Source organism: Allofranklinella schreckenbergeri, from assembly GCF_003703475.1.
GTDB lineage: Bacteria > Pseudomonadota > Gammaproteobacteria > Burkholderiales > Burkholderiaceae_C > Lampropedia > Lampropedia schreckenbergeri.
The window spans coordinates 147,997-160,840 of sequence record NZ_RDQM01000004.1; the positions used below are offsets into that span (position 1 = coordinate 147,997).

General features: G+C 63.3%; 10 protein-coding genes, 2 tRNA genes and 1 riboswitch. Of the genes, 6 read left to right on the plus strand and 6 right to left on the minus strand.

Features of this window, described 5'->3' with window-relative positions:
• Nucleotides 1-49: 49 nt before the first annotated feature.
• The 4 genes from rng to mutL all read right to left on the minus strand — a co-directional run bounded on the left by rng (nucleotide 50) and on the right by mutL (nucleotide 6,109).
• Complete coding sequence (gene rng, locus EBQ26_RS04420; protein ID WP_122237811.1) at nucleotides 50-1,621, minus strand: ribonuclease G; 1,572 nt, start codon at nucleotides 1,619-1,621, stop codon at nucleotides 50-52.
• Nucleotides 1,618-2,310, minus strand: a complete 693-nt coding sequence (locus EBQ26_RS04425; protein ID WP_122237812.1) for a Maf family protein — start codon at nucleotides 2,308-2,310, stop codon at nucleotides 1,618-1,620. Before EBQ26_RS04425 ends, rng begins: the two co-directional genes overlap by 4 nt.
• Before the next feature lie 129 nt (nucleotides 2,311-2,439).
• Nucleotides 2,440-3,393, minus strand: coding sequence for a glycine--tRNA ligase subunit alpha (gene glyQ, locus EBQ26_RS04430; protein ID WP_122237813.1), 954 nt, complete (start codon nucleotides 3,391-3,393; stop codon nucleotides 2,440-2,442).
• Between the two features lie 673 nt (nucleotides 3,394-4,066).
• Entirely contained in the window at nucleotides 4,067-6,109 is a 2,043-nt protein-coding gene (gene mutL, locus EBQ26_RS04435) for a DNA mismatch repair endonuclease MutL (protein ID WP_238944134.1), read from the minus strand.
• A 104-nt stretch (nucleotides 6,110-6,213) separates the two neighbouring features.
• On the opposite strand from mutL, the gene EBQ26_RS04440 reads away from it, so the two are divergent.
• Nucleotides 6,214-6,290 (plus strand) — tRNA-Ile (locus EBQ26_RS04440).
• Nucleotides 6,291-6,527: 237 nt separating this feature from the next.
• On the opposite strand, the gene exaC is transcribed toward EBQ26_RS04440, so the two are convergent.
• Nucleotides 6,528-8,057 (minus strand): acetaldehyde dehydrogenase ExaC, encoded by a 1,530-nt coding sequence (gene exaC / locus EBQ26_RS04445; protein ID WP_122237814.1) that lies wholly within the window; start codon nucleotides 8,055-8,057, stop codon nucleotides 6,528-6,530.
• A gap of 183 nt (nucleotides 8,058-8,240) precedes the next feature.
• A riboswitch (S-adenosyl-L-homocysteine riboswitch) is annotated at nucleotides 8,241-8,353 on the plus strand.
• 127 nt (nucleotides 8,354-8,480) lie between these two features.
• On the opposite strand from exaC, the gene ahcY reads away from it, so the two are divergent.
• The 5 genes from ahcY to EBQ26_RS04470 all read left to right on the plus strand — a co-directional run bounded on the left by ahcY (nucleotide 8,481) and on the right by EBQ26_RS04470 (nucleotide 12,169).
• On the plus strand, nucleotides 8,481-9,932 hold the full coding sequence (gene ahcY / locus EBQ26_RS04450; protein WP_122237879.1) for an adenosylhomocysteinase: 1,452 nt from the start codon (nucleotides 8,481-8,483) through the stop codon (nucleotides 9,930-9,932).
• Nucleotides 9,933-10,082: 150 nt separating this feature from the next.
• Entirely contained in the window at nucleotides 10,083-10,673 is a 591-nt protein-coding gene (locus tag EBQ26_RS12845) for a hypothetical protein (protein WP_238944135.1), read from the plus strand.
• A gap of 33 nt (nucleotides 10,674-10,706) precedes the next feature.
• A complete protein-coding gene (arsC, locus tag EBQ26_RS04460; protein WP_122237815.1) occupies nucleotides 10,707-11,048 on the plus strand; it encodes an arsenate reductase (glutaredoxin) in 342 nt (113 codons plus the stop codon).
• Between the two features lie 96 nt (nucleotides 11,049-11,144).
• Nucleotides 11,145-11,219 (plus strand) — tRNA-Arg (locus EBQ26_RS04465).
• Between the two features lie 194 nt (nucleotides 11,220-11,413).
• Nucleotides 11,414-12,169 (plus strand): sulfite exporter TauE/SafE family protein, encoded by a 756-nt coding sequence (locus EBQ26_RS04470; RefSeq protein WP_238944136.1) that lies wholly within the window; start codon nucleotides 11,414-11,416, stop codon nucleotides 12,167-12,169.
• Nucleotides 12,170-12,330: 161 nt separating this feature from the next.
• On the opposite strand, the gene EBQ26_RS04475 is transcribed toward EBQ26_RS04470, so the two are convergent.
• The gene (locus EBQ26_RS04475) at nucleotides 12,331-12,822 is read right to left on the minus strand and encodes a GNAT family N-acetyltransferase (RefSeq protein WP_122237817.1); all 492 of its coding nucleotides are present in this window, start codon (nucleotides 12,820-12,822) and stop codon (nucleotides 12,331-12,333) included.
• Nucleotides 12,823-12,844 lie beyond the last annotated feature (22 nt).

Genomic DNA, 12,844 nt, shown 5'->3' on the forward strand with positions numbered 1-12,844 from the left:
GGTGATTTATTTTCTTTTTGATTTGAAAAATAATGGCATTGAAGCAATGCTAAACCAGTACAACGTCGTAGCGGTCGGGCGCCAGAGCGGTTTCGGCCACCAGGGCAATGGGCTTGGCGATGAAGTCCGAGAGGCTGGCCAGGTATTGGCTTTCTTCGTCCAGAAACAGCTCGATGACTTCGGGCGCGGCCAGCACCTTGATTTCGCGCGGGTTGAACTGGCGCGCTTCGCGCAGGATTTCGCGCAGGATGTCGTAGCAAACGCTGCGCGCGGTTTTCACTTCGCCGGTGCCCGCGCAGGCTTCGCAGGGGCGGGTGAGGGTTTGCGCCAGCGATTCGCGCGTGCGTTTGCGCGTCATCTCCACCAGGCCCAGGGCGGAGAAATCGCACACGGTGGTGCGCACGCGGTCGCGCGCGAGCTGGCGGCGAAATTCCTGCAACACGGCGCTTTGGTGCTTTTCCTGCACCATGTCGATGAAGTCCACCACGATGATGCCGCCCAGGTTGCGCAGGCGCAGTTGGCGGGCGATGGTTTGGGCCGCTTCGAGGTTGGTTTTGAAGATGGTGTCGTCAAAGTTGCGCGCGCCGACGAAGCCGCCGGTGTTGACGTCGATGGTGGTCAGCGCCTCGGTCTGGTCGATGATGAGGTAGCCGCCCGATTTGAGCTCGACGCGCCGCCCCAGCGCGCGGGTGATTTCTTCGTCCACGGCGTAGAGGTCGAAGATGGGGCGCTCGCCCTGGTACAGCTCCAGCCGCGGCAAGGCGGCGGGCGTGAATTCGCGCGCAAAGTCTTGCAGGTGGCCAAATTGCTCGCGCGAGTCGATGGCCACGCTTTTGGTGGCCTCGCCCACCAAGTCGCGCAGCACGCGGCGCAGCAAGTCCAGATCCTGGTGCAGCAAGCTGGTGGCGGGCTGGGTGAGCGCGCCCTGGCGGATTTTTTGCCAGGTGGTGCGCAGGTAGCGGATGTCTTCGATCAGCTCGGCGTCGCTGGCGTCCTCGCCATTGGTGCGCAGGATGAAGCCGCCCCTGTTGTGCTGCGCCGGGGTGTGGGCCTGCACCAGCGCTTGCAGGCGCTGGCGCAGCGCGTCGCGCTCGGGGGCGGGGATTTTTTGCGAGACGCCGATGTGCTCATCCTGCGGCAAAAACACCAGCGAGCGCCCAGCGATGCTGATTTGCGTGGACAGGCGCGCGCCCTTGCGGCCGATGGGGTCTTTGATGACCTGCACGACGATGGATTGGCCCTGAAAAACCTGCTTTTCAATCGGCTGCACCGGCTCGATGCGGCGCACGGCGGCGGGGGCTTCGCCGTTGCCCTGGCGCTGCCAGACGTCGGCCACGTGCAAAAACGCCGCGCGCTCCAGCCCGATATCGACAAAGGCCGATTGCATGCCCGGCAGCACGCGCGTGACTTTGCCCAGGTAGACGTTGCCTACCAGGCCGCGCTCGAGCGTGCGCTCCAGGTGCAGCTCCTGCACCGCGCCGTTTTCGATCACGGCCACGCGCGTTTCCTGCGGCGCCCAGTTGATGAGGATTTCCTGCGCCGTGGGCGGGGCGTGGTGGAGCGCGGGGTGTGCAGCGGGCGGCGCTGGCGGCAGTTGGGGTTGGGGGGGGCTTTCGATCATGGTGATCTCTCCAGATTCTGGCGCTCCAGCCAAGGCCGCAGCAGTTGATGGGTTTCGTACAGCGGCAAGCCCATGATGCCCGAATAACTGCCCTCGATATGCGCCACCATGACGGCGGCCAGCCCTTGAATGCCATAGCCGCCGGCCTTGCCTTGCCATTCGCCCGAGGCGATGTAGCGCTCCAGCGTGGGCGCATCCAGCGCGGCGAACTGCACGCGCGAGACGGAGAGGGCCTGCACCACCGCCCCGCCCTGCCCCGGCCTGCCCTGTCCTGTGTGCCACGCTGGCGGCCAGGCCACGGCCACGGCGGTCAGCACCTCGTGGCTACACCCGCTCAGGGCGCTGAGCATCTGGCGCGCATCCTGCGCATCGGCAGGTTTGCCCAGAATCTGCGTGCCCAGCGCCACGGTGGTGTCGGCGCAGAGGATGGGCGCTGGCGGCAGCCCGCGCCGCTGCGCCCGCGCTTGCGCCGCTTGCAGCTTGAGCCGTGTCACGCGCTGCACATACTCGCGCGGCGCTTCGCCGGGCAGTACGGCTTCCAGCGCTTCCAATGCCTCGGGCTGGTCGTCGGGGTGGGGATCGGCGGCGTCGGGCAACAGCAGCGCGTGGGGCAGGCCGATTTGCGTCAGCAACTGGCTGCGGCGCGGGCTTTGGGAGGCGAGGTAAATCTTCCGGTCGTCGTCACGCATGGCAGTGCTTTGCTGTCGCGGTCACAAAAAATCAGCTTCACCCAATAGGGCGGCTGGTGGGGCGGCTGGCGTCGAGCCTGGGGACGGGTGGCATGGCTGGAGCGGCCGTGACGCGGCTATCACGGGCCATCACGCCGCTTTCTTGTCAGCGGCCTTCTCTGCCGCTTTTTCCGCCGCCTTTTCGATTTGCGCCACCCACTCGCGTGGGGCCATGGGGAAGCCCAGTCGCTCGCGGCTGTCGTAATAGCTGCGCGCCACGCTGCGCGCCAGGTTGCGGATGCGGCCGATGTAGGCGGCGCGCTCGGTCACGGAGATGGCGCCGCGTGCGTCCAGCAGGTTGAAGGTGTGGGCGGCCTTGAGCACTTGCTCGTAGGCGGGCAAGGCCAGTTGCTTTTCCATCAGCAGTTGCGCCTGGCGCTCGTGCGCGGCAAAGGCCTGGAACAGAAAATCCACATCGGAGTATTCGAAGTTGTAGGTCGATTGCTCCACCTCGTTTTGGTGGAACACGTCGCCATAGCTCACGCGCCCGCCGGGGCCGTCGGAATAGACCAGGTCATAGACGTTTTCCACGCCCTGCAAATACATGGCCAGGCGCTCCAGCCCGTAGGTGATTTCGCCGGTGATGGGGCGGCAGTCGATGCCGCCCACTTGCTGGAAGTAGGTGAATTGGGTGACTTCCATGCCGTTGAGCCACACCTCCCAGCCCAGGCCCCAGGCGCCCAGGGTGGGGTTTTCCCAATCGTCTTCGACGAAGCGGATGTCGTTTTTCTTCAAATCAAAGCCCAGCGCCTGCAAGCTGCCCAGGTACAAGTCGAGGATGTTGGCCGGCGCGGGCTTGAGCACGACCTGGTACTGGTAATAGTGCTGCAAGCGGTTGGGGTTGTCGCCATAGCGGCCATCCTTGGGGCGGCGGCTGGGCTGGACGTAAGCGGCGCGCCACGGCTCCGGCCCGATGGCGCGCAGGAACGTGGCGGTGTGGCTGGTGCCAGCGCCCACCTCCATGTCGTAGGGTTGCAGCAGCGTGCAGCCTTGTTGATCCCAATAGTTTTGCAGGGTGAGGATGATTTGCTGGAAGGTGAGCATGGGCAAAAAAACGCGGCGCCAGGGCCGCTGAGGCGATGTTCAAAAAGACTGGCGCACGGGCACAGACAAAGCGGGGGATTTTAGGGCGTGTCATCCAATCACCGCGCTAGAGCGCGCCCCAGGTCGGGATGGGCGGCAAGGCGCAAAGCCACGCCTTTCAAGGTTTTGCCCCCAAGCGTCAGATGGCCCGCCCCTCTCCCGCTTGCGGGAGAGGGCTAGAGCGTGTTATGCACTTTTCGCCCCCCGCGAGAGCGTCCCGGCGTGTGCAGTGCAAGGCGCCGTCCCCGCCGCAGCCTGGCGGGCTGCAAGGGGGCGGCAACGCCGCAATGCGCATGCCGGGGCGCTTCTCCCTTCGGGCTGGCCCCAAAACCATGCACTCGCCGCGTTGGCCCGCTTGCCAAGGCAGCCAGCCTTGGCGGCGCGCGCCTCCTTGCGATTACACGGTTTTGGGGCCAGCGCGGGGGTGCGCAAAGTGCATAACACGCTCTAGGGAGAGGGTGTGCGCCCGGCAGGGCGCTTGGCTTCAAAACCTGCGCATGGCACAAGCTGGCGAAGCGCGGCCAGCAGGCTTGCCCAAATCACCAAAAACCCAAATCAAAGGAAAATCAACTTCAACACCAAATTGCCAAAACAAGCAATTTTTATTTACCATTGATTTCTAAATTAGAAAGCCTCACTGCCCGCGCAAAAACAGCTTGTCCAGCTCGCCCATGCTCACTTGCCGCCAGGTGGGGCGACCGTGGTTGCATTGATCGGCGCGGGGGGTGGCTTCCATCTGGCGCAAGAGCGCGTTCATTTCTTCCACGGTGAGTTGGCGGTTGGCCCGCACCGAGCCGTGGCAGGCCATGGTCGCCAGCACTTCGTCGCGCGCGCGTTGCAGCACGGTGCTGTGCTCGTGCTGGGCCAGCTCGGCCAGCACGGCGCGCGCCAGCTCGGCCGGGTCGGCCTGGCGCAGCTCGCTGGGCACGCTGCGCACGGCCAGCTTGAGCGCGGCCAGCGGCGTGACTTCCAGCCCCAGGCGCAACAGCGTTTCGGCGTGGCGCTCGGCGGTGGCGACTTCCAGCGCCGTGGCGGCAAAGGCGGCGGGGATGAGCAGCGGCTGGCTGGGCAGGCTGGCGTGGTGCATGAGGTTTTTCAGCCGTTCATAGACGATGCGCTCATGCGCCGCGTGCATGTCCACCACCACCAGGCCGTGGCGGTTTTGCGCCAGGATGTACACGCCGTGCAATTGCGCCAGGGCGCGGCCCAGCGGCCAGTCGTCAGCGGTGGCAGGGGACTCGGCAGGCGCGGCAGCCGATGCGGGCGCAAAAGCAGGCGCAAAGGCAGCCACGTTCTCGCACGCCTGCGGCCACTCGGGCGGCTCCAGCGGCGGATAGGGCTTCTTACTGCTGGCCGCGCCGCCCTCGGGGGCGTTGGCGGCCGGGCCATCTGCGGGGGCCGCCTCCAGCGGATGGCCCCAAAGGGCTTCGAGCGTGCGGCGGGTGCGCTCCACGTCAGCGGCGAAGTGCAGGCGCTGCTGGGCGGCGCGGTTGTGCCAGTTCCCCAGCACCGCGCCGGGCGCGGGCGCGGCGCTGCCGCCGGGTGCCATAGCAGCCACCTCCCCAGCGCCTGCCTCGCCAATCGCCCCCCCTTCGCCCTGCTCCGCGCGCGAAGGGGCCAGGGCGCGCTCCAGCGCGTGGCGCACGGCGGCATGCACCAGGCGGCTGTCGCGAAAGCGCACTTCGATCTTGGTGGGGTGCACGTTCACATCCACCTGGTACGGGTCGATCTCGATGTAGAGCACATACACGGGCTGGCGCTGGCCGTGCAGCACATCCTCATAGGCCGAGCGCGCGGCGTGGGCGATGGTTTTCTCGCGCACGTAGCGGCCGTTGACAAAGCTGTACTGCGCATCGGCGCGCGTGCGCGACCAAGTGGGCATGCCCGCGCGCCCGTACACGCGCACGCCCAATTCCTCGTGCCGCACGGGCACGGAATGGGCGATGAACTCGGCCCCCATCACATCGGCAATGCGGCGCTGCCATTGCGCATCGTCCACTTCGCGAAAGCCTGCGGCGGCATCGGTTGCAGCCGCTTCGGCGACTTCGGCCGCCGCCGCGGCACTGCGCCATTGGTGGTGCAGCTTGCCGCCGTGCCAGATGGCAAAGCCCACATCGGGCCGCGCCAGCGCGTGGCGACGCACGGCCTCCACGCAGTGGGCCAGCTCGGTGGCTTCGGATTTCAAAAACTTGCGCCGCGCGGGGGTGGCGAAAAACAGCTCTTGCACGTCCACCGTCGTGCCCACGGCGCGCGCAGCCGGGCCGATTTCGCCGCTGCCCGCATCGAGCAGCAAGGCCGCTGGCGCATCGGCCGTGCGCGTGGTCAGGCGCAGCTCGGCCACCGAGGCAATAGCCGCCAGCGCCTCGCCGCGAAAGCCCATGGTGGTGACCGACTCCAGATCGTCCAGCGAGCGGATTTTGCTGGTCGCATGGCGGCGCACGGCCAGCGGCAAATCGGCCTGGGCGATGCCGCGGCCGTTGTCCTCCACCACGATTTGGCGGATGCCGCCGGCCAGCAGCCGCAACTGGATTTCGCCCGCGCCCGCGTCCAGCGCGTTATCGAGCAACTCGCGCACCACGGAGGCCGGCCGCTCCACCACCTCGCCAGCGGCAATTTGGCTGATGAGGGTGTCGGGCAGGGCCTGGATGGGCTGGGAAAAAGTCAAAGGGATTCGCACGGCCGAAATTGTAGGGCGGCCCCATCCGCCGCCCCGCCGCGCCAGCCGCGCCCTCCACGCAAGCCAGTACAATCGCGCGCTTGCCTTTCAGAAACAGGCTTGGGGGGGCGTTAGCTCAGTTGGTCAGAGCAGAGGACTCATAATCCTTTGGTCGTTGGTTCAAGTCCAACACGCCCTACCAGAAACTCCCGCGATCACAAAACACCAAGCACTTGCACCCACGGCGGGCGCAAGTGCTTTTTTACTGGGCGACACCCCCGCCCATCAAGTATTATTTCAAAACAAAGGAAAACAAATCACGCCATTTCGGCATGATGGATATGAATTTGATTTTCCCAATGATTGAAAAACCCGCCGAAAGGCGGGTTGGATTGCTTTCAGCAGACAGCTTGCGCGGCTGCGTCAAACGGTCAAAAGGTCAGAAAAAGCCCAGCTTGTTGGGGTCGTAGCTCACCAGCAGGCATTTGGTTTGCTGGTAGTTGGCCAGCGCTTTTTTGTGGGTTTCGCGGCCGATGCCCGATTGTTTGTAGCCACCAAAGGCGGCGTGGGCTGGGTAGATGTGGTAGCAGTTGGTCCACACCCGGCCGGCTTTGATGGCGCGGCCCATTTTGTAGGCGGTGGTGCCGCTGCGGCTCCATACGCCTGCGCCCAGGCCATAGACGGTGTCGTTGGCGATGGCAATGGCTTCGTCCATGTCCTTGAAGGTGGTCAGCGCGGCCACGGGGCCGAAGATTTCCTCCTGGAAGATGCGCATTTCGTTCTTGCCCTGCATGATGGTGGGCTGAATGTAAAAGCCCTGGTCCAGCTCATGGCCCAAGGCGTTGCGCTCGCCGCCGATGAGGGCGGTGGCGCCTTCTTGCTTGCCCAGCTCGATGTATTTGAGGATTTTGTCCATTTGCACCTGGGAGACTTGCGCGCCGACCATGGTGCTGACATCCAACGGGTGGCCGGTTTTGATTTTCTCCACGCGGGCGCGGGCTTTTTCGATGAAGCGCTCGGCGATCGATTCCTGCACCAGGATGCGCGAGGGGCAGGTGCAAATCTCGCCTTGATTGAGGGCGAACATGCTCAAGCCTTCCAGCGCCTTGTCGAGGAAGGCGTCGTCATGGTCCATCACATCGGCGAAGAAGATGTTGGGGCTTTTGCCGCCCAGCTCCACGGTGGAGGGGATGAGGCTGTCGGCAGCGGCGTGCAAGATGCGCTGGCCCACGGGGGTGGAGCCGGTGAAGGCGATTTTGGCGATGCGGCGGTTGGTAGCCAGCGCTTCGCCGGCCTCTTTGCCAAAGCCGTTGACGATGTTGACCACGCCCGGCGGGATCAAGTCGCCAATGGTTTCCATCAGCACCATGATGGAGGCAGGCGTTTGCTCGGCGGGCTTCATCACCACCGAGCAGCCCGCTGCCAGCGCGGGGGCGAGCTTCCAGGCGGCCATCAGCAGCGGGAAGTTCCAGGGGATGATTTGCCCGACGACGCCAATAGGCTCCTGGAAGTGATACGCGACAGTGGTTTCGTCGATTTCGGAGATGGCGCCCTCCTCGGCGCGGATGCAGCCGGCGAAGTAGCGGAAGTGGTCCACGGCCAGCGGCAAGTCGGCGGCCATGGTTTCGCGCAGGGGCTTGCCGTTGTCGATGGTTTCGGCCACGGCGAGTTTGAGCAGGTTTTGCTCAATGCGGTCGGCGATTTTGAGCAGCAGGTTGGAGCGCTCGGTGGGCGAGGTTTTGCCCCATTTTTCCTGCGCGGCGTGGGCGGCGTCCAGGGCGCGCTCGACGTCTTCGGCGTCCGATTGCGCCACTTTGGTGAACACCTGACCGGTGATGGGCGAGAGGTTTTCAAAATACCGCCCGGCCGAGGGCGCGACCCATTTGCCGCCGATGTAGTTCTCGTACTGCGGCTTGAAGGGGAAGGCCAGGTCGAGGTTGAAACGCTTGAGGTCAAAAGGCTCTGCCATGGTGTGTCTCCTTGAAATTTCCTTGAAAGAAAGGGCCTGCAAGCGCGCCCGAGCGCGCCCGTTTGCACCTGTTTGCGCCGGCTTGCAGGCCGCGCCATTGAACTGCACTTGCCTGCCAGCCACAAGCAGGGGAAACACGCACGGCGCTGCGGCACACGCACGGCGTCCCTATAATCGCCGCGCTTTTCCGAGGAGCGTTGCAGCAGGGCCTATGCCAGCACCTGCCAGGCTCGGATCTCCACTTCAGCGCCTTGTGTTTTTTGCAGGCGCGCCACTCGCAACGACGCTCATCCGCCTGCTGGTGTTCTGGGTGGGTGGGCCTGGGCCTGATGGAACTGCCCTGCCCCGTCGTTGGCTCATGCCTTGGGCCTCCCCGGCCATGCAGGCGGCTTTTGTCCAACTGCCATGAACTGGAGCTTTTTCATGAACGCCCAAACCCACCTCCCCCTGGCCGCGCACAGCGTGATTGCCGATCCATCCCTGGCCGCCTGGGGCCGCAAGGAAATCGCCATCGCCGAGACCGAAATGCCCGGCCTGATGGCCATCCGCGAGGAATACGCCGCCAGCCAGCCGCTCAAGGGCGCGCGCATCGCAGGCAGCCTGCACATGACGATCCAGACCGCCGTGCTGATCGAAACCCTGCAGGCCCTGGGCGCTGATGTGCGCTGGGCCTCGTGCAACATCTTCTCCACACAGGACCACGCCGCCGCCGCCATCGCCTGCAACAGCGCCAATGGCGGCCAGGGCACGCCGGTGTTTGCCGTCAAGGGCGAAACGCTGGAGCAGTATTGGGATTACACGCACCGCATCTTCGAGTTCGGCGACAAAGGCAGCGACGCCGAAGGCCCGAACATGATCCTGGACGACGGCGGCGACGCCACGCTGCTGATGCACCTGGGCCAGAAGGCCGAGAAAGACGCCAGCGTGCTGGCCAACCCGCAAAGCGAAGAAGAGCGCGTGCTCTTTGCCGCCATCAAAGCCAAACTGGCCCAGGACCCAAGCTGGTACACCCGCAAGAGCGCCCAAATCATCGGCGTGACCGAGGAAACCACCACCGGCGTGATGCGCCTCAAGGAAATGTCCGCCAAGGGCGAGCTGCTGTTTCGCGCCATCAACGTCAATGACAGCGTGACCAAGAGCAAGTTCGACAACCTCTACGGCTGCCGCGAATCGCTGGTCGATGGCATCAAGCGCGCCACCGACGTGATGGTGGCGGGCAAGATCGCCGTCATCTGCGGCTACGGCGACGTGGGCAAGGGCTGCGCCCAGGCCATGGCCGCGCTGCGCGCCCAGGTCTGGGTGACGGAAATCGACCCCATCTGCGCCCTGCAAGCGGCGATGGAGGGCTACAAAGTGGTGACCATGGAATACGCCGCCGACAAGGCCGACATCTTCGTGACCACCACCGGCAACAAGGACGTGATCCGCCACGAGCACATGGTGGCCATGAAAAACGAAGCCATCGTCTGCAACATCGGCCACTTCGACAACGAGATCGACGTCGCCTCGCTGGAGCAATACCAGTGGGAGGAGATCAAGCCCCAGGTCGATCACGTCATCTTCCCCACCGGCCGCCGCATCACCCTGCTGGCCAAGGGCCGCCTGGTCAACCTCGGCTGCGCCACCGGCCACCCCAGCTACGTGATGAGCAGCAGCTTCGCCAACCAGACGCTGGCGCAAATCGAGCTGTTCACCAAGCCCGAGCAATACCAAAGCGGCCAGGTTTATGTGCTGCCCAAGATCCTGGATGAACACGTCGCCCGCCTGCAACTGTCCAAACTCGGCGCACAGCTGACCGAGCTGACCGACTCGCAAGCGGCCTACATCGGCGTGAAGAAGGAAGGGCCTTACAAGCCCGATACCTACCGTTATTGACGACCGTGGCGGCCTCAGCCGGGGTTGCCCAAAACCACAAACCAAAGGAAAATTAAAATTCCAAAAAACATGCCAAAACAGGAATATTTTATTTCCTTTGATTTGTAAAATATGGAGCAAACCAGCATGCGACGCCCGCCCTCGCGCCTTATGCCGCCCCGCGACAGCAGACCCAGCCCAACAGCAGGCGAGCAACTGCGCTTCGCCTTGTCCATCGCCCTGCTGGCAGGCGCGGCACTTGCCCTGCTGTGGATCTGGCTGCAAGCGGCATGGAAGTCGCCTGTGTCCACCCTGCTCGCCACCGCCTTGCTCGCCGCCGCGTTCGCCTGGTTGTATCGCCGCGTCAATCAGGAAACCCAACAGCAGCGGCAACGCCTGCAAGCCCTGGCGCAGCGCCGCTGCGGCCAAAGCATTTGCCAATTCGCCCGCCAGGCCAACTGCCGCCAGCACGATCCGTGGGTCGTGCGCGCGGTGTACGAAGAACTGGCCCACGCCGCAGGGGCATTGAGCGGCAGCGCCCAGCCCCTGCCCCTGCCCCTGCCCGTGCATTGGGACGACAACCTGACAAAGACGCTGTACCTCGATGGCGACGCCCTGGATATGGACATCGCCCCCGAAATCGCCCGCCGCGCGGGCCGTTGCATCAAAAACACCCGGCACAACCCCTGGTACGGCAAAGTCCGCACCGCAGGCGATTTGGTGCAATTTTTCAATGCCCAGCCGCGCGTAACACGCGCCTGAAAGCGGCCTGTCCCCCACCACCTCAACACCTGTATGCAAGCCACCCTCTACCACAACCCCCGTTGCAGCACCTCGCGCAACACCCTGGCGCTGCTGCGCGAGCGCGGCATTGAGCCGCGCATCGTCCACTACCTGGAAGAGCCCCTGACGCGCGAAGCCATCGCCCAGCTCATCGCCGCCAGCGGCCTGAGCGCGCGCCAGGCCATCCGCGAAAAAGAAGAGCTGTTCCAAACCCTGGGCCTGGCCCAGGCCAGCGACGAAGCCCTGCTCGACGCCATGGCCGCACACCCACGCCTGCTCAATCGCCCCTTCGTCGTCACCGAACGCGGCGCCCGCCTGGCCAGGCCGGTGGAAAAGGTGCTGGAGATTCTCTGACTCGCCCATCCGCCGCATGCGCCGCCCCGGCAAAAGCGCCTCGCATAAGGTGAACAGGCCCTACAATCGCGCGCTTTGACGCTCGCGTCCCCCCAAGTCCCGATAGTTCAATGGATAGAACACAGACCTCCTAAGTCTGGGATACAGGTTCGATTCCTGTTCGGGGCACCAAGCGCTTTCAAAAGCCGCCAGAGGAAAACATGCCTGGCGGCTTTTTTCATGCAAATCAATAAGTGGCAAACCAAATAAGTAAAAGCCCTGTTGATGGCCCAAGCCGTGATCAGCGAGCATGTCAAAACACGCTGCCTGCGCTTTGATGCACAGGGCATCAGCGCCGAGTCAAACGATCTACAAGGAGGCTATCCATGCCACTGTCCCCCCCCTTGCCGTGGGCTGAAATGGTGGCGGTTTTTTCCGCCGTCGCGGTTGCTTACGTGATTTTTGGCATTGCAGGATTTGGCACGGCGCTGATAGCCAGTCCGATATTGGCCAATTTCATGCCTGTCTCACATATCGTGCCGCTGCTGGCTTTGCTGGATATGTTTGCGGCATTAAGCCATATTGCCAAAGATGGACGCCACGCTGATACTTCCGAATTAAAACGGCTGGTGCCCTTCATGGTGATCGGGAGTGTGATTGGCGTGGCCATTTTGCTGAAAACACGGCCGGACTTTCTTTTGTTGGCTTTAGCCGTGTTTGTGATCGGTTATGCGCTGTATGCACTCAGCGGATTTCGCGCCCGGCAGTCCTTCGCAGCTTCTGCGGCAAAACCTTTTGGCTTGATTGGAGGGGTATTCAGCGCTTTATTCGGCAGCGGTGGCTTTATTTATGCGCTTTATTTATCCGGCCGCATAGAACAGAAAGAGAAGTTTCGCGTTACCCAGTCCACCTTGATTGGCTTGAGCACCTTAACGCGGGTGGTGTTTTTCACTATTTCCGGGGTTTATATGAATACCGCGATTTGGACGATGGCCTTGATATTGGCCCCGGCCATGATTTTCGGTGTTTTTCTGGGGCGGCATATTACCTTGCGCCTCACGCGCGAGCAGTTCATGCGGGTGATTCATATGGTGGTTTTGTGCTCCGGCGTTTTCTTGCTGATTCGGTATTTCAATCTTTGATGGCACCGAGGGATGCCAGGCGCGGCCTGCGCTGCTTCGCTTCCCGCAAAGGCTCTGCCAAAAGCCATTTATTTCAATTCAATAGGAAAATAAATTGACTTGTTTCGGCATGATGGTCAATACATCAATTTTCCCCCATGATTGAAAAATAAGCCAAACCCTCAAAAATCCGCCTTCAGGAAGAAGGCCTTGGGGTAAGGGTTGTAGTAATAGGGATCGATTTCTTCAAAGCCCAAGCCTTCGTAAAGGGCGCGGGCGGCGTCCATTTCGTCGAGGGTGTCGAGCAGGATGCAGGAGTAGCCCGCCAGCTCGGCCGCTTCCATCGTGGCTTCGGCCAGCATGCGCCCCAGGCCGAAGCCGCGAAAGGGTTTGCGCACGTACAGGCGCTTCATCTCGCTGGCGTTGGGGTAGTCGCAGGCTGCCAGGGGGCGCATGGCGCAGCAGCCTGCGAGCAGGTTGTCCACAAAGGCCAGCATGACGCAGCCTGTGGGCGCGGCGTAGTCGCCAGGCAGTGCGGCCAGTTCTTGCTCAAAGTCTTGAAAGTCCAGCGAGATGGGCAGGCTTTGGGCGTATTCCGCAAACAGCTCACGCACTTGCGCGAAGTCTTGTGCGCTGTGCGCGGGGCGGATGAGGATTTCGGGGGTTGGCTCCATGGTGGGTGGCAAGAAGGGGGAA

Bases quoted from the DNA above. Each gene is read 5' to 3' on its own strand.
- arsC (WP_122237815.1), top strand. From the start codon at position 10,707: ATGCAAGCCACCCTCTACCACAACCCCCGTTGCAGCACCTCGCGCAAC.
- ahcY (WP_122237879.1), top strand. From the start codon at position 8,481: ATGAACGCCCAAACCCACCTCCCCCTGGCCGCGCACAGCGTGATTGCC.
- exaC (WP_122237814.1), bottom strand. From the start codon at position 8,057: ATGGCAGAGCCTTTTGACCTCAAGCGTTTCAACCTCGACCTGGCCTTC.
- EBQ26_RS04425 (WP_122237812.1), bottom strand. From the start codon at position 2,310: ATGCGTGACGACGACCGGAAGATTTACCTCGCCTCCCAAAGCCCGCGC.
- glyQ (WP_122237813.1), bottom strand. From the start codon at position 3,393: ATGCTCACCTTCCAGCAAATCATCCTCACCCTGCAAAACTATTGGGAT.
- EBQ26_RS04475 (WP_122237817.1), bottom strand. From the start codon at position 12,822: ATGGAGCCAACCCCCGAAATCCTCATCCGCCCCGCGCACAGCGCACAA.
- EBQ26_RS12845 (WP_238944135.1), top strand. From the start codon at position 10,083: ATGCCGCCCCGCGACAGCAGACCCAGCCCAACAGCAGGCGAGCAACTG.
- rng (WP_122237811.1), bottom strand. From the start codon at position 1,621: ATGATCGAAAGCCCCCCCCAACCCCAACTGCCGCCAGCGCCGCCCGCT.
- EBQ26_RS04470 (WP_238944136.1), top strand. From the start codon at position 11,414: ATGCCACTGTCCCCCCCCTTGCCGTGGGCTGAAATGGTGGCGGTTTTT.